Source organism: Candidatus Chlorohelix sp., from assembly GCF_037138995.1.
In the GTDB taxonomy this organism is placed as follows: domain Bacteria; phylum Chloroflexota; class Chloroflexia; order Chloroheliales; family Chloroheliaceae; genus Chlorohelix.
In genome coordinates, this window is sequence record NZ_JBAXHI010000006.1 from 133950 (window position 1) to 148825 (window position 14876).

Consider the following 14876-nt stretch of genomic DNA (forward strand, 5'->3'; position numbering starts at 1 on the left):
GCCCTTATCTTAATTACAAAACCAATTATTAGGGTATAAAAATCAAATCTTATTAATCATGCAACCGTTCTATTGCATGTACGTTATTTATTACGTATAATCAATACACTTCGTGACAATATTATTGTCACATTTTCGGATAGCGCTATTCGCCAAAATAACCAAATTATGATTGATGAAAGGTGGGCAGTTATGGCACGTGGACGTACCAATAACATTAATGATTACATTGATGACTATGAAGCCGCTTCACGGGACTATGCTGAAATGGGTCCTTTATGGGCTGAGATGTATTTCCCGGATGACTTTGAAACTTTGAAAGTAATTATGGGTGGCAGAGATAATAATGCTGAAACCGCATTTTCTCAATCTCAGAATTCAGGTAAGATAGTTGGCGTTAAAAATTAGGGACATTTAGGGACTGTTATTATATAATGTTTGACCCCTGTTTAGCCATGGCGCGGGGGTTTTACTTTTTTATAAATATCGGGTTCTAGGTATAAATATGAATACTGATAGCGTAATTGCTCCAAACACCAGCACTCCTATGGCGATGGTAAGTGGCGCTCCTATGAATTCGGCAGCCGTACCACCGAGCAAACTTCCGATCGGTAGCAGTCCCATTGAGGCAAGTTGCCAAACGCTAATTATCCTGCCCCGCATGTTGTCGGGAACGTTGGTTTGAACGATGGTGTTAACTGAAGATTGTACAGTTACCATTGCGCCCCCTGCTATTGCCAGAAAAGGAAGTGAGGTTAGTAGAATCGGCATAAATGAAAAAATTACCAGCGAAACTACCATTATAAGCGACCCAATCTGAACAAAACGCGCCCGCTTTTCAAGGTCGCTCAGACGGGCGATTATCAAGCCACCGATTACTGCCCCGACTCCTACCGCACCCATCAAGAGACCATAGGAATCTGCCCCTGATTTGTACACGTCTTTGGCAAAGACCGAAAGTAGGCTTAAATAGGGGAAGACAAAAATTGAGAATGCGGCGGAAGATGCTATTAAGCCTAGCATGGGACGGTCATTCCATAAGAAAGAAAAAGTCTCTCGAATTTCAGAAGTGAAGGTATGTTTCTGAGTGGTGACGGTAATTGCGGGGATTTGCACCATAAACAAGGCGATTAATACCGCTCCAAAACTCAGCGCGTTTAAGAAGAAACAGGTTGCTACCCCAAAGATTACTACTATCACTCCTGCAATTGCAGGTCCGATAACCCTGCTCAGGTTAAATTGGATTGAGTTCATGGCGATTGCATTCATCAGGTTTTCTTTACCGACCAAATCGAGCATTATAGTCTGGTATGCTGGCGCATTGAAGGCAGACACCATTCCCACAAAGCTGACAATTATTACTATCAACCAGATATTAATCAGGTTGGTAAAAGTCAAAATTGCCATTACCAGTATAGAAATAAGCATAAGACTCTGGGTTACCAACAAAACGTTTCGCCGTGATTTTCGATCCGCGACTACTCCCCCGTAAAGTCCGAACAATAGCATAGGCAAATTACCGATAAAGTTGACCAGACCGAGAATGAAAGGGGATTGCGAAAGCGATAACACCAGCCAATTTTGGGCAATGGTTTGCATCCAGTTGCCGATGTTGCTGACAAATGCGCCATTCCAGAACAACCGGAAATTACGATTTTGCATTGCCACAAACATCTTGCTGGGTTTGCGCTTTTTTGTTGTCGGGATAGTTGGGTTTGGGTATGTAGATGAAGTAGTTAAAGTTTCCCTCTCGGATTCAAAGTCCGTGTTTGGTTGATCTGACATTCGGTAATTGATTCTCCTCCTGTAGATCAATTATACATCTGCGTGCAATGAGTGTCACCGGAAAATAAACACCGCGCTTCTGGTCGGGATTCTGATTGCCTTACACTCGCGGGTTTTTGGTTTGGATAACGGTTAGTTTATCCCCTGTGCGTATAGTTCCCCGATTCTCATGTATGAGATTCTGCCCGAAAAGTACCCCACCGTTTTGAGCGTGGCGGAAGGTGGCGAGGGTTCGGAGCGGTTCTTTACTGACGGAGGCATTATCTTGGTCGGTACAGGTTATCGGGCAGCGGGCGCAGGGTTTGACCGCACTAAAGGTAATTTCTCCAAGCTGAAATTGTTTTATTTGGTCTTCCATATAGGGAATATCGCTGCCTTTTAGCACAATATTGGGACGGAAGCGATTCATGGGCAAAGGAGTTTCCAGCCGCCCGTTCAAATCTTCAAGCGACTCTTCCGAGAGCAACAAAAAAGGGAATCCATCGGCAAAACCCACTTCATCGCTATCGCTCACGGCATACAAAGAATTAACGCCCCGCACAAAGCCGGGCGCCATTCTGACAAGACGACAATCGACTCGTAAAAATTCGCCAAGCCATTGCGCGACTATTTCGCCTTGATTTATGCAATCACAGCGGCTTTTCCAGACCGTAGCTTTTACCTTTTCCCCTTCGTCCACTAACTTTACTTCCAGAGATGGCATACCGGGCGCATCGAGAAACAAGGTTTCATTGCGGATTTCGGGCTTTATGAAAGCCATACGCGGTAATTCGCGTTGTGTAAGAAAGCTCATATCGTTTGACGCTACCACCATTAATTCACGGTCGTGTTCAAAGCCTTTCGTGCCTATGATTGCCTCATCCACCTTGATTCCGGCGCATGATTTTATAGGGTAATAGTATAATGCTGCAACGGTGGCTTTTTCCAGTTGCGCCTTTTTATCCTCTTTTTTTGTAGCGTTGCTCATTATTTTTAGCTTTCTATATATTGAATTTGAGCTTTATTTTTGGCTTTTGCAAATAATACCATTACAATCTGTTAAAATCTATCTGAAAATTACGATATTAAACAGAAAGAGGCTACAAATTAATGAAAGCCGCAATATTTAGTGACGTAGAAGGTACGCTGGTATCAGGTAGCCTGCCCGCTACCTTTCTTGAGATGGGCAAAAGCCTGAACCATTTTTCAAAACTCAAGCGTTTTCAGATTGACGCAATCGGTTTATTCTCGCGCTTGTTGCCGAGCAAATTCCAACGGTATTCTCAATTAATCAGCCTGTTAATTTCCATCAGGGGCGAAACCCCCGGACAGGTGCAAGAATTGATAGAGCAAGTAACGCCGGAATTGATAAAGCGGTTGAAAATGGAGGTAGTCGAGCGAATTGAGACGCATCGAAAAGAGGGTTTGCCGCTAATTTTGGTGAGCGGGGCGATGCAGCAAGCGGTGGTGCATTTGGGAAAAGAGATGGACGGGAGAGGCGAGGGAACACACATCCGTATAAACGGAGGTCGCTATATTGCTAAAGTTGAAGGTGGCGTATGTCAGGGGGAAGGTAAAGCAGCCCGCGCCCGCGAAATCATAAATGAAATGGGGCTTGACCCGGCTTTATGTTATGCTTTCGGCGATACCGGAAGTGATATTCCTTTCCTCGCCTTATTCGGACATCCTTGCGCGGTTGACCCTGACGCGAAACTTGCGGCGGAAGCCATAAGCAGAGGGTGGGAAATTATCCACACCAATCGTTAGCCTTGCCGCATGCAAAAACCGAACATTTAGTCTATAATCTGATTGTGACGGTAATTTAAGAGGCATTCAAGCGGTTACTCAGGAGCGTTATGGAACCAGAAAATATTGTAATTAAGGGCGCAGAGCAGCATAACCTGAAGAAAATAGATGTAAATATACCCCGTAACAAATTGGTAGTGCTGACCGGAGTGAGCGGTAGCGGCAAGTCTTCGCTGGCGTTTGATACTATCTATGCGGAGGGGCAACGCCGATATGTAGAAAGTCTTTCCTCCTATGCTCGGCAATTTCTGGGGCAGATGGAAAAGCCCAAAGTTGATTTCATTGGTGGGCTTAGCCCTGCAATTGCGATAGAGCAAAAAACTGCCAGCAAAAACCCCCGCTCAACGGTTGGCACTGTTACCGAAGTGCTGGATTACCTGCGCGTGCTGTATGCGCGAGTTGGTACGGCGCATTGCCCGGAATGTGGTCGGGTGGTGCATGCACAAACGGTACAGCAAATTGCCGAGCAATTGGCAAACCTTCCGCCCGGCACACGCCTGCAACTTCTTGCTCCAATCGCGCGTGAACGCAAAGGGACGCATGCCGAACTGCTCGAACAGGCTCGTAAGGATGGTTTTGTACGCGCCCGTATTGATGGCAAAATTTTGGATTTGAGCGGCGAAATCAAGCTGGCAAAGACTAAAAAGCATAATATCGAACTGGTGATTGATCGCCTCAAAGTGCCGGACGAAGAAGGAGAAGCGCGTCAGGATTTTGAAAAGCGTCTGGCGGATTCGGTAGCTACCACGCTGCAAGCCGGAGACGGTTTGCTGGTAGCTGATTTGGGCGAGGATAAGGATTTACTTCTAAGCGAGCAAAACGCCTGCCCGAATTGCGCTACAAGTTTCCCAGAACTATCACCGCAGCTTTTCAGCTTTAACTCGCCGCTTGGGATGTGTCCCGATTGTCACGGGCTTGGCACAAAGATGTCGGTTGACCCCAATCTGATTGTTTCGCGTCCAGACCTTTCCTTGATGGAGGGCGCATCGCGTTGGTACGGTGAGTTGCGGAAGAAAAAAGAAGGTTGGACTTTCAAGCAACTCAAGACTCTGGCAGAATATTATGAGGTTGATTTAGAGACACCTTGGAAAGATTTGCCCGAAAAGTTCCGCAATATAGTTTTGTATGGTTCGGGCGATGACAAGATTAAATTCAGCTACGAGAATCGCACCGCCGATAGCACTTGGACTGGCGAGAGTCTGCGTGTTACTAAAGGCATTGTGTATCACGCCGAGCGGCTTTTCCGCCAGACTTCCTCCGAATATACCCAGCGTTTCTACGCCAGCTTTATGAGCGAACAGCCTTGTGATGGTTGTGGTGGGGCGCGTTTGCGGGCAGAAGCCCGTGGGGTAAAAGTTGGCGGGATTTCCTTGACTGAAATCGGTTCAATGACTATCGCGGACGCGCTTGAATGGGTTAAAGGGCTGTATCGGCAACTCGACTCAGAACAATTTCAGATAGCGGGCGAAGTTCTGAAAGAGATTCGGGAACGTCTCCAATTTATGCTTAACGTAGGGTTGTATTACCTAACGCTGGATCGTCCCGCGCCTTCCCTGTCGGGTGGTGAAGGGCAGCGTATTCGCCTTGCCAGCCAACTTGGTTGTGGCTTGGTAGGGGTGTTGTACATTCTGGATGAACCGAGTATTGGTTTGCACCCTCGCGATAACCGCGCCCTGCTGGATACCTTGCTACAATTGCGCGATATGGGAAATACGGTGCTGGTGGTTGAGCATGATGAAGATACGATGATGAGCGCGGATTGGTTAATTGATATGGGTCCACGCGCCGGGGTGTTGGGCGGAGAGGTGGTGTCGGCGGGTTTGCCGCGACAAGTGGCAGATGACCCGCACTCTCTAACCGGGCGATACTTGCGCGGCGATTTGGAAGTGAAAGCCTCGAACGAGTCGCGGCGAACTCCCAACGGCAAATATCTTTCGCTGGTGAATGCGCGTCTCCACAACCTTAAAAATGTGACCGCCCGTTTTCCACTCGGATTGTTTACCTGTGTTACGGGCGTGAGCGGTAGCGGCAAAAGCAGCCTGATTTCGCAAACGCTCTATCCCGCTCTGGCGCATACCCTACACCGCGCCGAGCAACGCATCGGGCTACATGACCGTCTTGAGGGTCTGGAATATCTCGACAAGGTAATTAACATCACGCAAGAACCGATAGGGCGAACTCCACGCTCGAATCCTGCCACCTATGTGGGTTTGTTCGATGATATAAGGAAGACTTTTGCTGCTTCACCGGAAGCGCGTACACATGGCTATGGCGCAGACCGTTTCAGTTTTAATGTAAAGGGTGGGCGTTGTGAGGCTTGCAAAGGGCATGGGCTAAAACGAATTGAGATGCACTTTCTAGCAGATGTTTGGGTGACTTGTCGGGAATGCAAAGGGATGCGTTATAACCGCGAAACTCTCTCGGTGCGCTTCAAGGGCAAGAATATTGCACAGGTTTTGGATATGGATGTACAGGAAGCCCTCGAATTTTTCGCCAATATTCCCTCCATTGCGCGAGTCTTGCAAACGCTACATGATGTTGGGCTGGATTACGTTAAATTGGGGCAGAGCGCAACTACTCTTAGCGGAGGCGAGGCGCAGCGTGTAAAACTGGCTTCGGAACTTTGCCGGGTTTCTACCGGGCGCACTGTATATATTCTGGATGAGCCTACTACCGGGTTGCACTTTGCCGACATTCAGCGTTTGCTGGATGTACTACATCGTTTGGTAGATGCGGGAAATACAGTCATCGTGATAGAACATAACCTTGATGTAATAAAGACCGCCGATTGGCTAATTGATTTAGGTCCGGAAGGAGGCGAGGGTGGCGGTGAAATTCTCGCGGAAGGTACACCAGAGCAGGTGACGTTGGTTGAGCGTAGTTATACCGGCAAATCCCTGAGACAGATTCTCGAGAAGAATTTAACTCCAAACTTGCCCTAGCTTTACCAGCCTGTTATAGTAACTCTGTCTAAATTATCTCCAGACGAGGTGAGTACAATGGGTATATTCCAAGATTTATTTGAGCTATTGCGGGATAATAGCAGTTTACAAGTAGAAGAAGAAGCCGGACGCGATGTAATAATTGCTCTGGCAGGTAATAGCGGTGAGGTACGCGACAGGCTACAGCGAGCGTTAAGTTCGCGCCTTGAAAGCCTCTGGACAACTAGCCCTTTCCGCGTGGTTGAAACCAACGAGAACCCCGGACTGGATAAGGAAAACAGCGAGGGCGGGCTGGTACTGTATGTACTGTATGCCGGTGACCGTATCCCGGAAGCCAAGAAGTTGTGGCTCGAAGGCGTGGTGGCTAATACCTCCGTGTCAGGATTGGTTGTAGTAATCCCACCTGTGAGAGATGAGTCGTTTGACCGTAACAGAAAAAGCCGCTTTAATCTTTTGCGCCTAATCGGCAATAACGGTGAGAACAGCGCCGAAAAAGCCCCTGAAAGTGAACCCGAAAACTGGGAAAGCGAATTGGAACGCTTTACACAAAACAATGACCGGTTGGGTATGGTCAAACTTGTTTCGCTGGAATTTGAGGATTTGCAAAAACAACTATTGCCCGCTATTGTGCAACGCCTTCCCGACCGTCTGCTGGCGTTGGCAAAGCGTGCGCCTCTATTCCGTAATTCTGTTGCAGATTACTTTATTTCTCGCGCAGCTCGTGAAAATGCAGAACTGGTATTACTTTCGAATGCTACTTCATTTATACCAATTCTTTCCGAGATTTTTGGAGGCGGCGCAGATTTTGTGCTGTTAAGTAAAAACCAGTTTGAATTGAGTAACCGTCTTGCCGCTCTTTACGGACAAACTCGCTCAAGTCGCTTTGAAATCTGGCTTGAACTTGCGCCTATTGTAGGTAGCGCCTTGGTATGGCGCGGTATCTCACAAGCGTTGTCCCGCAAATTACCACGCTTCCTACATATTTTCCCCAAAGCCGGTATTGCCTATACTGCTACATATGCGGTGGGTCAGGCGGCGCGTTATTACTATGCGGGTGGGCGCACTGCCCCTGCTCAGTTATCCTTGCTTTTAAGCGTTGCTTTCGCGAATTTTCGCGCACGTTTTCAATCGAATCGCGACTCTAAAAGTGAGGGCAACGAACCTCCCCGGCATCTCAGAAAGGTATAAGCTGAGTTATGGAGTGCGGGTTGCCTCCTCCAGACTTTTTTAAGGGCATCGCTGAGTTTAATGCTCGTCAGTTTTTTGAGTGTCACGAAACCCTAGAGAAAATTTGGCTGGAAGAACCCGGCGAAATCCGTCGGCTATATCAGGGTATATTGCAAATTGGGGTGGGCTTTTATCACTGTTGCATTCGCCAGAATTATTGGGGCGCGGTTACGCTTTTGCAAAATGGGATTGACAAATGTCGTCCTTTTGCGCCCCAACAATTCGGGCTAAATTTGGATGCGATAATAAAAGAAACGGAACTTGCTCTGACCAAGATTAAAGAACTGGGTACGGAGCATATTGCTAACTTTGACCCGGCTATGATACCGACTCTAAAGGAAATCCCTGAAGTTGGGTAAAAATAATACACAGTATATCGTTTACAAACCGGGTTAGGGTATTTTCTCCAATCGTTTCTAAAATGGTTCAAGCGATAGCTCCTGTTTAAGTTTTCACACTTAAAAGCTATTCGCAAGAGGCAAAGATGGAATAAGATGGAATAACGTACAGAGCTTTTACTCTAGCGTAGCTCTAACATTTGGCTAACTTTGTTCTAACATAAGTTAGCTACAATAATTATTGGAAGATAATTCCAGAGTTGTTCGGTAATGTATCATAAAGGAGGTTGAGTTTTATGAACGCGATTGAACGCTGGAGTCCATTCCAGGAATTGGAAACTGTGCGCAATAATATGTACAAAATGTTTGATCGCTGGTTTGATGAAGGCTTTGAACACTCTCCGTCTGTATTCAGCCCTGCGGTTGACCTAGTTCAGACTGAGGACGGCTATGAGTTGCATGCCAATATGCCGGGTTACAAACCGGAAGAAATCGAAATCAATATTGAGGGAGACATGCTAACGTTGCGAGCCAAATGTGAGCAAAGCGAAGAAAAGAAAGAAAAGAATTACGTTTACCATGAGCGACGTAGTGGCTCTTTCTACCGCAGCATGCGCTTGCCAGAGCCGATTGACCCTGAGAAGACGGAAGCTAAAATGGAGAGCGGTGTATTGACGCTGAGCTTACCGCGCCTTGCTCAGAAAGAAGTTCACAAAATCGAGGTCAAAACCAAATAGCGGTAGGTGTAAGCCGATTCATCTGTTCTGATAAATTGCCCTTTCCCTCTTATGCGGGAAGGGCTTTTTAATTTACTCGCCCTGACGTTTTGCGCCTGAGTTACGTTCCCAAAACACCCCATCGGAATAACCCTGAATAGATTTATCAGTTTCCGCTAGTAGCAAGCGTTTTTCGGTAAGGCAGCAGTATAGTTCGTCTATTTCGACTCCCGCGAATTTGCGCCCAAGTTTTTTCGCCACTACCGAGGTTGTGCCAGAACCCAAAAAAGGGTCGAATATCACCTGACCGGGCAAACTGCTTGCCAATATAAGTTTTGCCAGCAATTTTTCAGGCTTTTGGGTGGGATGCTCGGTATTTTCAGCCATAGACCAGAACGGTACGGTCATATCAGTCCAGAGATTCGAGGGATAGGTCAGGCGGAAATCGCCCTCGCTGGTTTCCTGCCAATCCTTTGGCTTACCCTCATGGTTACGATAGGGCGCAAGTACCTTGCGTTTCAGCTTTACTGCCTCCGAGTTAAATACAAACTCACCGGAAACGGTACAAAACCAAACATCTTCGGCGCAATTCTTCCAGTTTTTCAACGCGCCTCGCCCCTTTTCCCGCTCCCATGTGATACGGTTCTGCACCTGAAAATAGCGCGAAGCCGCATTGAAAATTGCCGATGTGGAACGCCAATCTCCGCAGATGTAAATCGAAGCGGTGGGTTTCAGCAAACGCGCCAGTTTTTCCAGCAAGTTAGCCAGCCACAGTTCGTATTCTTCCTCATCCCGCGCCCGGAACACTCGCCCGTTAAAGTTCTTGGTCAGATTATAGGGGGGGTCGAGAAAAAGCAGGTCAACAAAAGACGAAGGCAGGTAGGGCAAAATTTTGGGTAAATCCCCCCAAAGCGTGCGGTTCTCGATTTCTGAAACCGAAAGAGGCGCAGAGGGCTTGAGCAACCGCGAGGCGAAAAGCTCCAGTTCTTTCGGATCGAGAGTGAGAGTCCGGTTGCGTTCCCCGCGCGTTTTTTCCGTCATAAGCTCCTATTAGCTCAAAATACCGTCAGTATCAAAAGAGCGCAAAAACTGTAGTTCTTCCGGCGAGGGCGGGATTGTCTCCGGCACATGTTCCGGCACCATCAGGCTGAAGCCCGTAGCTGCCACCACTTCCTCCACTGTTTTGCCGGGATGCACCGATAATAGGCGCATCGTTTTGCTCTCCTCCTCAAAATCCAATACTGCCAGCGGTGAAATTACCAGTAACGGACCCTCTCCGCCTATCAAACCTTGCGCTTTAGCCAATCGCCACGACTCGCCGCCTTCCAGAAAACCGGGCGCGGTGCGAAAATCCACCTTTTCCACGAAAGAGCGGGGCGAATGGTCGGTCATGAATATGATAAAGTGACGCGCCCCCGCCATTAAAGGCAAAGCAGCCGAACCGGGTCCTCGCAGGCGTGGCTTATTATAATCGCCGATTACGCTCAGGTTTACATTCCCGTAGCGGTCAATTTGCAAGCCACCGCAAAAAAACAGGTCGGTTGTGCCGCTTGGTATCGAGCCGATTACATCGCTCATTGTCACCACCGACTCGCAAATGTAGTTGGTATAATCGCAAGAGGAATCCACCAACGGGTCGAGCAAAGGGTTTACCGCGCCGCTACCGCCAGCCAGATAATTTAGATTCGGGGCGTGGGTTAATTGCGCCAAGCGGCAAGCTGCCCTCGCAACCGCGCTACCCGCGCCTGTCCCCACCGTTGTGCCATCTTTCAAAGTGCGGGACAGCACACATGCCATCAATTCGAGTATTGAATAGCCCTTGCGTGGTCTGCCTATCGTTTCCAGCCTGATTTGCATCAAACTACCTACTTCCTAAAGGGTGCGTGATTGGGTACGCTTGAGATATTCCTCTTCGCTATACCCGATAATATATTTCTGGAGATATTCTTCAAAGCCTTCGTTAGTAGCCGCCATCTGCAAATAGAGCTTCAGATGTTCTTCATCGTAGTGATAGACCCGGTGGCAACTGGTGGGATGACAACCAAAACGCGCCTCCACCACCGCTGAAACTTTCATACCCGGAACTGTAACTTGAAGTGGGTTGCGGGTGATTTGCTCGGAGGGGGCGAGTTGCTCCACTTGTAAAAGTACCGTTTCGGCAGCAAACAGCATTTCGCGATCTATAAAAGGCGCCCCCTTGAGAATCCCGTTTCCGAACTCATCCCCCTGCTGCACCGCAATAAAAGCTATTTGTGGCTTGATGGGCGGACAGGCAAAAGCGGGTTGCCCATTAAAGGGGTTGGTAATGGGTCTGTAAAATTCAGGTGAGAATTTGGAAACATCGCTGAAGGCAAGCACAGGACTCAGCGCGGCAAAGGGTTGCCCGTTTGAAGCGGCTTTAAGTCCCAGAATCAGCGTAAGTTCGTCAATTTCGTAAACCTTGAGCTTGCCCTCCTGAGCAAAACGCCGGAAAGCGGGTGCTAACCCAAGATGCTCAAAACCCACATAGGAGGTAACAATTTCTTCCACCAGACCTGCGCCTATCAGCAAATCGGCGTTGATGCAAGCGGCGGGACTGGTAATGAGTCGTTTAATTCGCTTTTTCTGGCGAACCGCCTCACGTATCAACGCCATCGGGTTGTTGTGCATATGCATGCCGCCTATCGCAAGGCTCTCCACCTCGTCCGGTAGGTAGCGACTGACGGCTTCTGCCAGTTCCAGCTTTTTGGAAGCGCGGGCAGCTTTAGGGGTGTTCTCTGTCATAAGGCTTTCTCTTTTAGGGATTCAAGATAACGCCGGGCGCGTAACAATATTATTCTGGCAGTAGGATACACCGCCAGCGGGATTGCGCCTTCAATATCAATCCAATTGGTATCCACTGTTTCTCCCGGTTGTGGGCGCGGGTTCTGGTCGTAAGGTGTAGCGCACATCAAGTACCATACTACCAGTTTACGCTTTGGACCTCGCCGTGTATCGGCAATATAGCGGCTCTCGCCCAGTAGTAGCACTATTTCCGCCTCCAGCCCAACCTCTTCATTTACTTCACGGAGCGCCGCCTGTTCGTGGCTTTCACCCTTTTCCAGATGTCCCTTGGGTAAATCCCACCCGCCATTATCGGTACGGCGCATCATGGCGATTTGCCAGCGCGAAATGCCATCCCGCTCCAATTGCCGGAATACCACGCCGCCAGCCGATATATCTTCCGCTTCTCCCGGACCATCCCATTGATTCAGGATTCGTTCTTCATCTACTTTCGCCATTTGATTTCAGCTTCAATCTAAAAATAATTTCAGTCAGGCTTATTATATACTGCAAATTGTAATCCCCATAAAATATTATGGCAAGCAATCCGGTAACTTACGCAGGGCATTTGCAAAGAGCTACTCCAACGCGGGCGCGTCTTGTTTGGGTAGCGGCGAATCATATGATACGCTCTTGATTGACTTGACAGATTTGTGCGCTTATTATAAATTGCATAACCACTTACTTTTTGTAAGTACCATTAAAATTCACTCTAATTAAGAACCTTTTAAGAAAGGATTCCCCTATTAATGTCTGCCCCTATTCATGTGCTGGCGTTTTCTGGCAGCCTTCGCAAAAATTCGTACAACACGGCGTTACTGCATCTCGCCCGCGAATTAAAGCCGGATGATTTAGAGATTGAGATTTTTGACCTTGCTTCTATCCCGCTTTATAACGGCGACCTTGAGGCTGAAGGTGTACCACAGCCTGTTACTGAGTTTAAGGAACGTATCCGCATCGCCGATGCCCTGTTGATAGCTACCCCAGAATATAACTACTCGGTTTCTGGCGTATTAAAAAATGCGTTGGATTGGGCATCCCGCCCATACAACGATACGACGTTGAGCGATAAGCCTGTGGGCATCATTGGTGCCGGAGGGATGAAAGGCACGGTACGCGCTCAAGCGCATTTGCGCTATATCTGTCTTGAATTAGGGCTGCATCCGATGGGCAAGCCTGAAATTATGATAGAGCGCCCGTGGGAAAAATTTGATGCTACCGGCAAATTGCTGGACGAGAGCATTGCCGATCAGTTCCGCGCCTTTTTGGTCGAGTTTTCCCGCTGGTCTCTCCGTTTTAAATAACCTCGCTTAGAAAAGCAAAATAAAAAGGGGCGATATTTACTCGCCCCCGCCAAGTTTTCAGAATTCTAGGAAAGTGAGGATTTGTACGGATAACCTCCTGCTAGAACCTTAGCCCATTGAGAGCGGTCAGAGCGCGATTTATCCAGTAATGCTGAGGCTTGCTGCATATAATAATCCTGCCCTGTAACCTTATATCGGTCAATCATATTCAGCATGTCTGTAATATGGTTGGCATAGTCGCCAGCGATATTACCCAAATCAATTGCTCCATCCGGTGGGTTAGAGTCCTTGAGCTTGCGGGAGAGTTGCCCGGCAATTAAAAGATAATAGTTCAACTCTTCATTGTTTGAAGCACTGGTCGTATTCAACTTACCAGATTTGAAAGGATTGAACATCAGCCGTTCAATATTGGTATCCACGAAGCCAAGCCCCGAAACCACGCTATTGGTATCGCGTACAAAGATTTGTACGGATTCGGGAACTTCCGCTCCAAAGGTAATTACGGCGGAAAGAGTCGGCACCGCAACCGTAGTGGTAACAGGCGCAGGAGTGGTAGTTACCGCTTTGGTAGTAGTAGTAGTTTGTGCCGCAACCGTAGTAATGACCCGTGAAGTTGCGGTAGTGTTAGCCCCTGTCGCAGTCGTGGCAGCCTTTGTTGAAGCGGCTGGCGTAGTGGCGGCGGCAGTGGTCAACGCAGCGCCAGTAGTAGTTACTGTAACTCGCGGAGTGATGGTTGCTGTAGTAGCTATAGTAGTAGTTACAACCGGAGATTGGGTAATGTCCGCTACCGCAGTAGCTGTTTGGTTATCGACACTAATTTCTATAGGAGGGGTGTCGCCTTTGCGTAAAAGTAAAGCGGCTGCCGCCACTGTGGCAAAAATCACCAAAAATGCAATCAACAGGTAAATAGGCTTAATGCCGCCTTTTTTCTTTTTTGTTTGCACGTTTGCCTGCTTCAAATTTGGGTCTGGGGTAAAGGTATTACGTCCCTGCCCGATTTGTTGAAACGGCGGAGGTGGCGCAGGGGTACCTCCGGGCATATTTCCAAGTAGCCGAGCGCGTAAATCCGCGTTAGGGTCTAGCACCTGTGGCGGTTTGGCAGCAGCTTCCAATTGAGCTTGCGCGGCGGCAGGATCAAGTTGGGCAAAAGAAAGCCCTGTGCCACCTGATTGCATCTGGAATGGCGGCGGCAAACCGGGTGCGCTTTGCATGGCTGTATTCATCGAATAAGGGTCGGGACGCTCAGGCACGCTGCCCAGCTGATTCGCGGGTAAACTAGGAGCCTGATTAGCCCACGCCGGCATTCCAAAGGGCGGCGGCGGGGTCGGTTCATTACCGGTAAGCGGTGGCGGCGTATTTACATTACCGATGGGTGATAAAGGAGCATTAGAGACGGCAGGCATGCTGCTGGTGGGCTGTTCTTGGCGTGGCGCAGGAGTAGGCGAAAAAGATGTGTACGGAGAATCGAAACCCATTGAGCCACTGAGCAATTCGCCAGTATTGAGCGGGCGCATACTTTGGGTTGAGGAATCGGTTGCATCAAAGTTCAGAGGAGGCATCGAAGAAGACGCGCTCGCAGGTGAACTTATTCCTTGTTCGATAGACTCTAACGCTTGTTTGGCGCGAGTGTGACCGGGGTCTATCCGCAACGACCGTCTTAAACACTGAGCAGCTTCTTCCTGATTATCAGTGGCGGCGGCAAGCCAAAACCACGCTTCCGAATTGCGTGAGTCCTGCTTGACCAACTCCATTAACTTTTCTGCGCCTTGCTTTTTGTTGCCGCTACGTACCGCGCTTATTCCTTCTTGCAACAAATCACTATGGTTCATAGCTGTTGCGCCCCTTTACTCCCGCTTAATCTGCCTATTATTCCCCACATTAATAGATATTTGGATATAGAGTTATGTTTACTCCAGCGTATTATAACGACATATTAGCGTAAAATCAATAGTTATGTTGACTTGATTGTAGCAAAGC

The 14876-nt window shown here is 48.3% G+C and carries 14 protein-coding genes; 7 read left to right on the forward strand and 7 right to left on the reverse strand.

Annotated features, from left to right (window positions below):
• The first annotated feature begins 168 nt into the window (after nt 1–168).
• Nucleotides 169–408 carry a hypothetical protein gene (locus WCK19_RS04850; RefSeq protein WP_342396236.1) on the forward strand — a complete coding sequence of 80 codons (240 nt, stop codon included), beginning with the start codon at nt 169–171 and terminating at the stop codon, nt 406–408.
• A 69-nt stretch (nt 409–477) separates the two neighbouring features.
• Here WCK19_RS04850 and WCK19_RS04855 read toward each other — a convergent pair whose 3' ends face one another.
• Complete coding sequence (locus WCK19_RS04855) at nt 478–1785, reverse strand: MFS transporter (RefSeq protein ID WP_342396237.1); 1308 nt, start codon at nt 1783–1785, stop codon at nt 478–480.
• 100 nt (nt 1786–1885) lie between these two features.
• On the reverse strand, nt 1886–2752 hold the full coding sequence (locus WCK19_RS04860; protein ID WP_342396238.1) for an MOSC N-terminal beta barrel domain-containing protein: 867 nt from the start codon (nt 2750–2752) through the stop codon (nt 1886–1888).
• 122 nt (nt 2753–2874) lie between these two features.
• Here WCK19_RS04860 and WCK19_RS04865 point away from each other — a divergent pair, with 122 nt between their 5' ends.
• From WCK19_RS04865 to WCK19_RS04885, 5 genes are all read left to right on the forward strand, one after another.
• Nucleotides 2875–3531: an HAD-IB family phosphatase gene (locus WCK19_RS04865; RefSeq protein ID WP_342396239.1), complete on the forward strand. Its 657-nt coding sequence runs from the start codon at nt 2875–2877 to the stop codon at nt 3529–3531.
• Between the two features lie 89 nt (nt 3532–3620).
• The gene (gene uvrA, locus WCK19_RS04870; RefSeq protein WP_342396240.1) at nt 3621–6512 is read left to right on the forward strand and encodes an excinuclease ABC subunit UvrA; all 2892 of its coding nucleotides are present in this window, start codon (nt 3621–3623) and stop codon (nt 6510–6512) included.
• 57 nt (nt 6513–6569) lie between these two features.
• Nucleotides 6570–7700 (forward strand): hypothetical protein, encoded by a 1131-nt coding sequence (locus tag WCK19_RS04875; RefSeq protein WP_342396241.1) that lies wholly within the window; start codon nt 6570–6572, stop codon nt 7698–7700.
• 20 nt (nt 7701–7720) lie between these two features.
• Nucleotides 7721–8098: a DUF309 domain-containing protein gene (locus WCK19_RS04880; protein WP_342396242.1), complete on the forward strand. Its 378-nt coding sequence runs from the start codon at nt 7721–7723 to the stop codon at nt 8096–8098.
• Between the two features lie 275 nt (nt 8099–8373).
• Nucleotides 8374–8814 (forward strand): Hsp20/alpha crystallin family protein, encoded by a 441-nt coding sequence (locus tag WCK19_RS04885; RefSeq protein WP_342396243.1) that lies wholly within the window; start codon nt 8374–8376, stop codon nt 8812–8814.
• 72 nt (nt 8815–8886) lie between these two features.
• Here WCK19_RS04885 and WCK19_RS04890 read toward each other — a convergent pair whose 3' ends face one another.
• From WCK19_RS04890 to WCK19_RS04905, 4 genes are read right to left on the reverse strand one after another with little or no spacing between them, the layout of a single operon-like run.
• Nucleotides 8887–9834 carry a DNA methyltransferase gene (locus tag WCK19_RS04890; protein ID WP_342396244.1) on the reverse strand — a complete coding sequence of 316 codons (948 nt, stop codon included), beginning with the start codon at nt 9832–9834 and terminating at the stop codon, nt 8887–8889.
• A gap of 9 nt (nt 9835–9843) precedes the next feature.
• A complete protein-coding gene (locus tag WCK19_RS04895) occupies nt 9844–10650 on the reverse strand; it encodes a CoA-transferase (protein ID WP_342396245.1) in 807 nt (268 codons plus the stop codon).
• Between the two features lie 15 nt (nt 10651–10665).
• Nucleotides 10666–11556: a CoA-transferase gene (locus WCK19_RS04900; protein ID WP_342396246.1), complete on the reverse strand. Its 891-nt coding sequence runs from the start codon at nt 11554–11556 to the stop codon at nt 10666–10668.
• Nucleotides 11553–12053 (reverse strand): NUDIX domain-containing protein, encoded by a 501-nt coding sequence (locus WCK19_RS04905; RefSeq protein ID WP_342396247.1) that lies wholly within the window; start codon nt 12051–12053, stop codon nt 11553–11555. The genes WCK19_RS04900 and WCK19_RS04905 overlap by 4 nt, the downstream gene beginning before the upstream one ends.
• Nucleotides 12054–12344: 291 nt before the next feature.
• Between WCK19_RS04905 and WCK19_RS04910 the strand changes: the two genes are divergently transcribed.
• Nucleotides 12345–12899, forward strand: a complete 555-nt coding sequence (locus WCK19_RS04910; RefSeq protein WP_342396248.1) for an NADPH-dependent FMN reductase — start codon at nt 12345–12347, stop codon at nt 12897–12899.
• A gap of 65 nt (nt 12900–12964) precedes the next feature.
• Here the strand turns inward: WCK19_RS04910 and WCK19_RS04915 are convergent, their stop codons facing one another.
• Complete coding sequence (locus tag WCK19_RS04915; RefSeq protein ID WP_342396249.1) at nt 12965–14728, reverse strand: tetratricopeptide repeat protein; 1764 nt, start codon at nt 14726–14728, stop codon at nt 12965–12967.
• Nucleotides 14729–14876: the final 148 nt, after the last annotated feature.

Excerpts from the sequence above, each read along its gene's own strand:
- WCK19_RS04850 (WP_342396236.1), top strand. The coding sequence starts at position 169 with ATGATTGATGAAAGGTGGGCAGTTATGGCACGTGGACGTACCAATAAC.
- WCK19_RS04855 (WP_342396237.1), bottom strand. The coding sequence starts at position 1,785 with ATGTCAGATCAACCAAACACGGACTTTGAATCCGAGAGGGAAACTTTA.
- WCK19_RS04860 (WP_342396238.1), bottom strand. The coding sequence starts at position 2,752 with ATGAGCAACGCTACAAAAAAAGAGGATAAAAAGGCGCAACTGGAAAAA.
- WCK19_RS04865 (WP_342396239.1), top strand. The coding sequence starts at position 2,875 with ATGAAAGCCGCAATATTTAGTGACGTAGAAGGTACGCTGGTATCAGGT.
- uvrA (WP_342396240.1), top strand. The coding sequence starts at position 3,621 with ATGGAACCAGAAAATATTGTAATTAAGGGCGCAGAGCAGCATAACCTG.
- WCK19_RS04875 (WP_342396241.1), top strand. The coding sequence starts at position 6,570 with ATGGGTATATTCCAAGATTTATTTGAGCTATTGCGGGATAATAGCAGT.
- WCK19_RS04885 (WP_342396243.1), top strand. The coding sequence starts at position 8,374 with ATGAACGCGATTGAACGCTGGAGTCCATTCCAGGAATTGGAAACTGTG.
- WCK19_RS04890 (WP_342396244.1), bottom strand. The coding sequence starts at position 9,834 with ATGACGGAAAAAACGCGCGGGGAACGCAACCGGACTCTCACTCTCGAT.
- WCK19_RS04895 (WP_342396245.1), bottom strand. The coding sequence starts at position 10,650 with ATGCAAATCAGGCTGGAAACGATAGGCAGACCACGCAAGGGCTATTCA.
- WCK19_RS04900 (WP_342396246.1), bottom strand. The coding sequence starts at position 11,556 with ATGACAGAGAACACCCCTAAAGCTGCCCGCGCTTCCAAAAAGCTGGAA.
- WCK19_RS04905 (WP_342396247.1), bottom strand. The coding sequence starts at position 12,053 with ATGGCGAAAGTAGATGAAGAACGAATCCTGAATCAATGGGATGGTCCG.
- WCK19_RS04910 (WP_342396248.1), top strand. The coding sequence starts at position 12,345 with ATGTCTGCCCCTATTCATGTGCTGGCGTTTTCTGGCAGCCTTCGCAAA.
- WCK19_RS04915 (WP_342396249.1), bottom strand. The coding sequence starts at position 14,728 with ATGAACCATAGTGATTTGTTGCAAGAAGGAATAAGCGCGGTACGTAGC.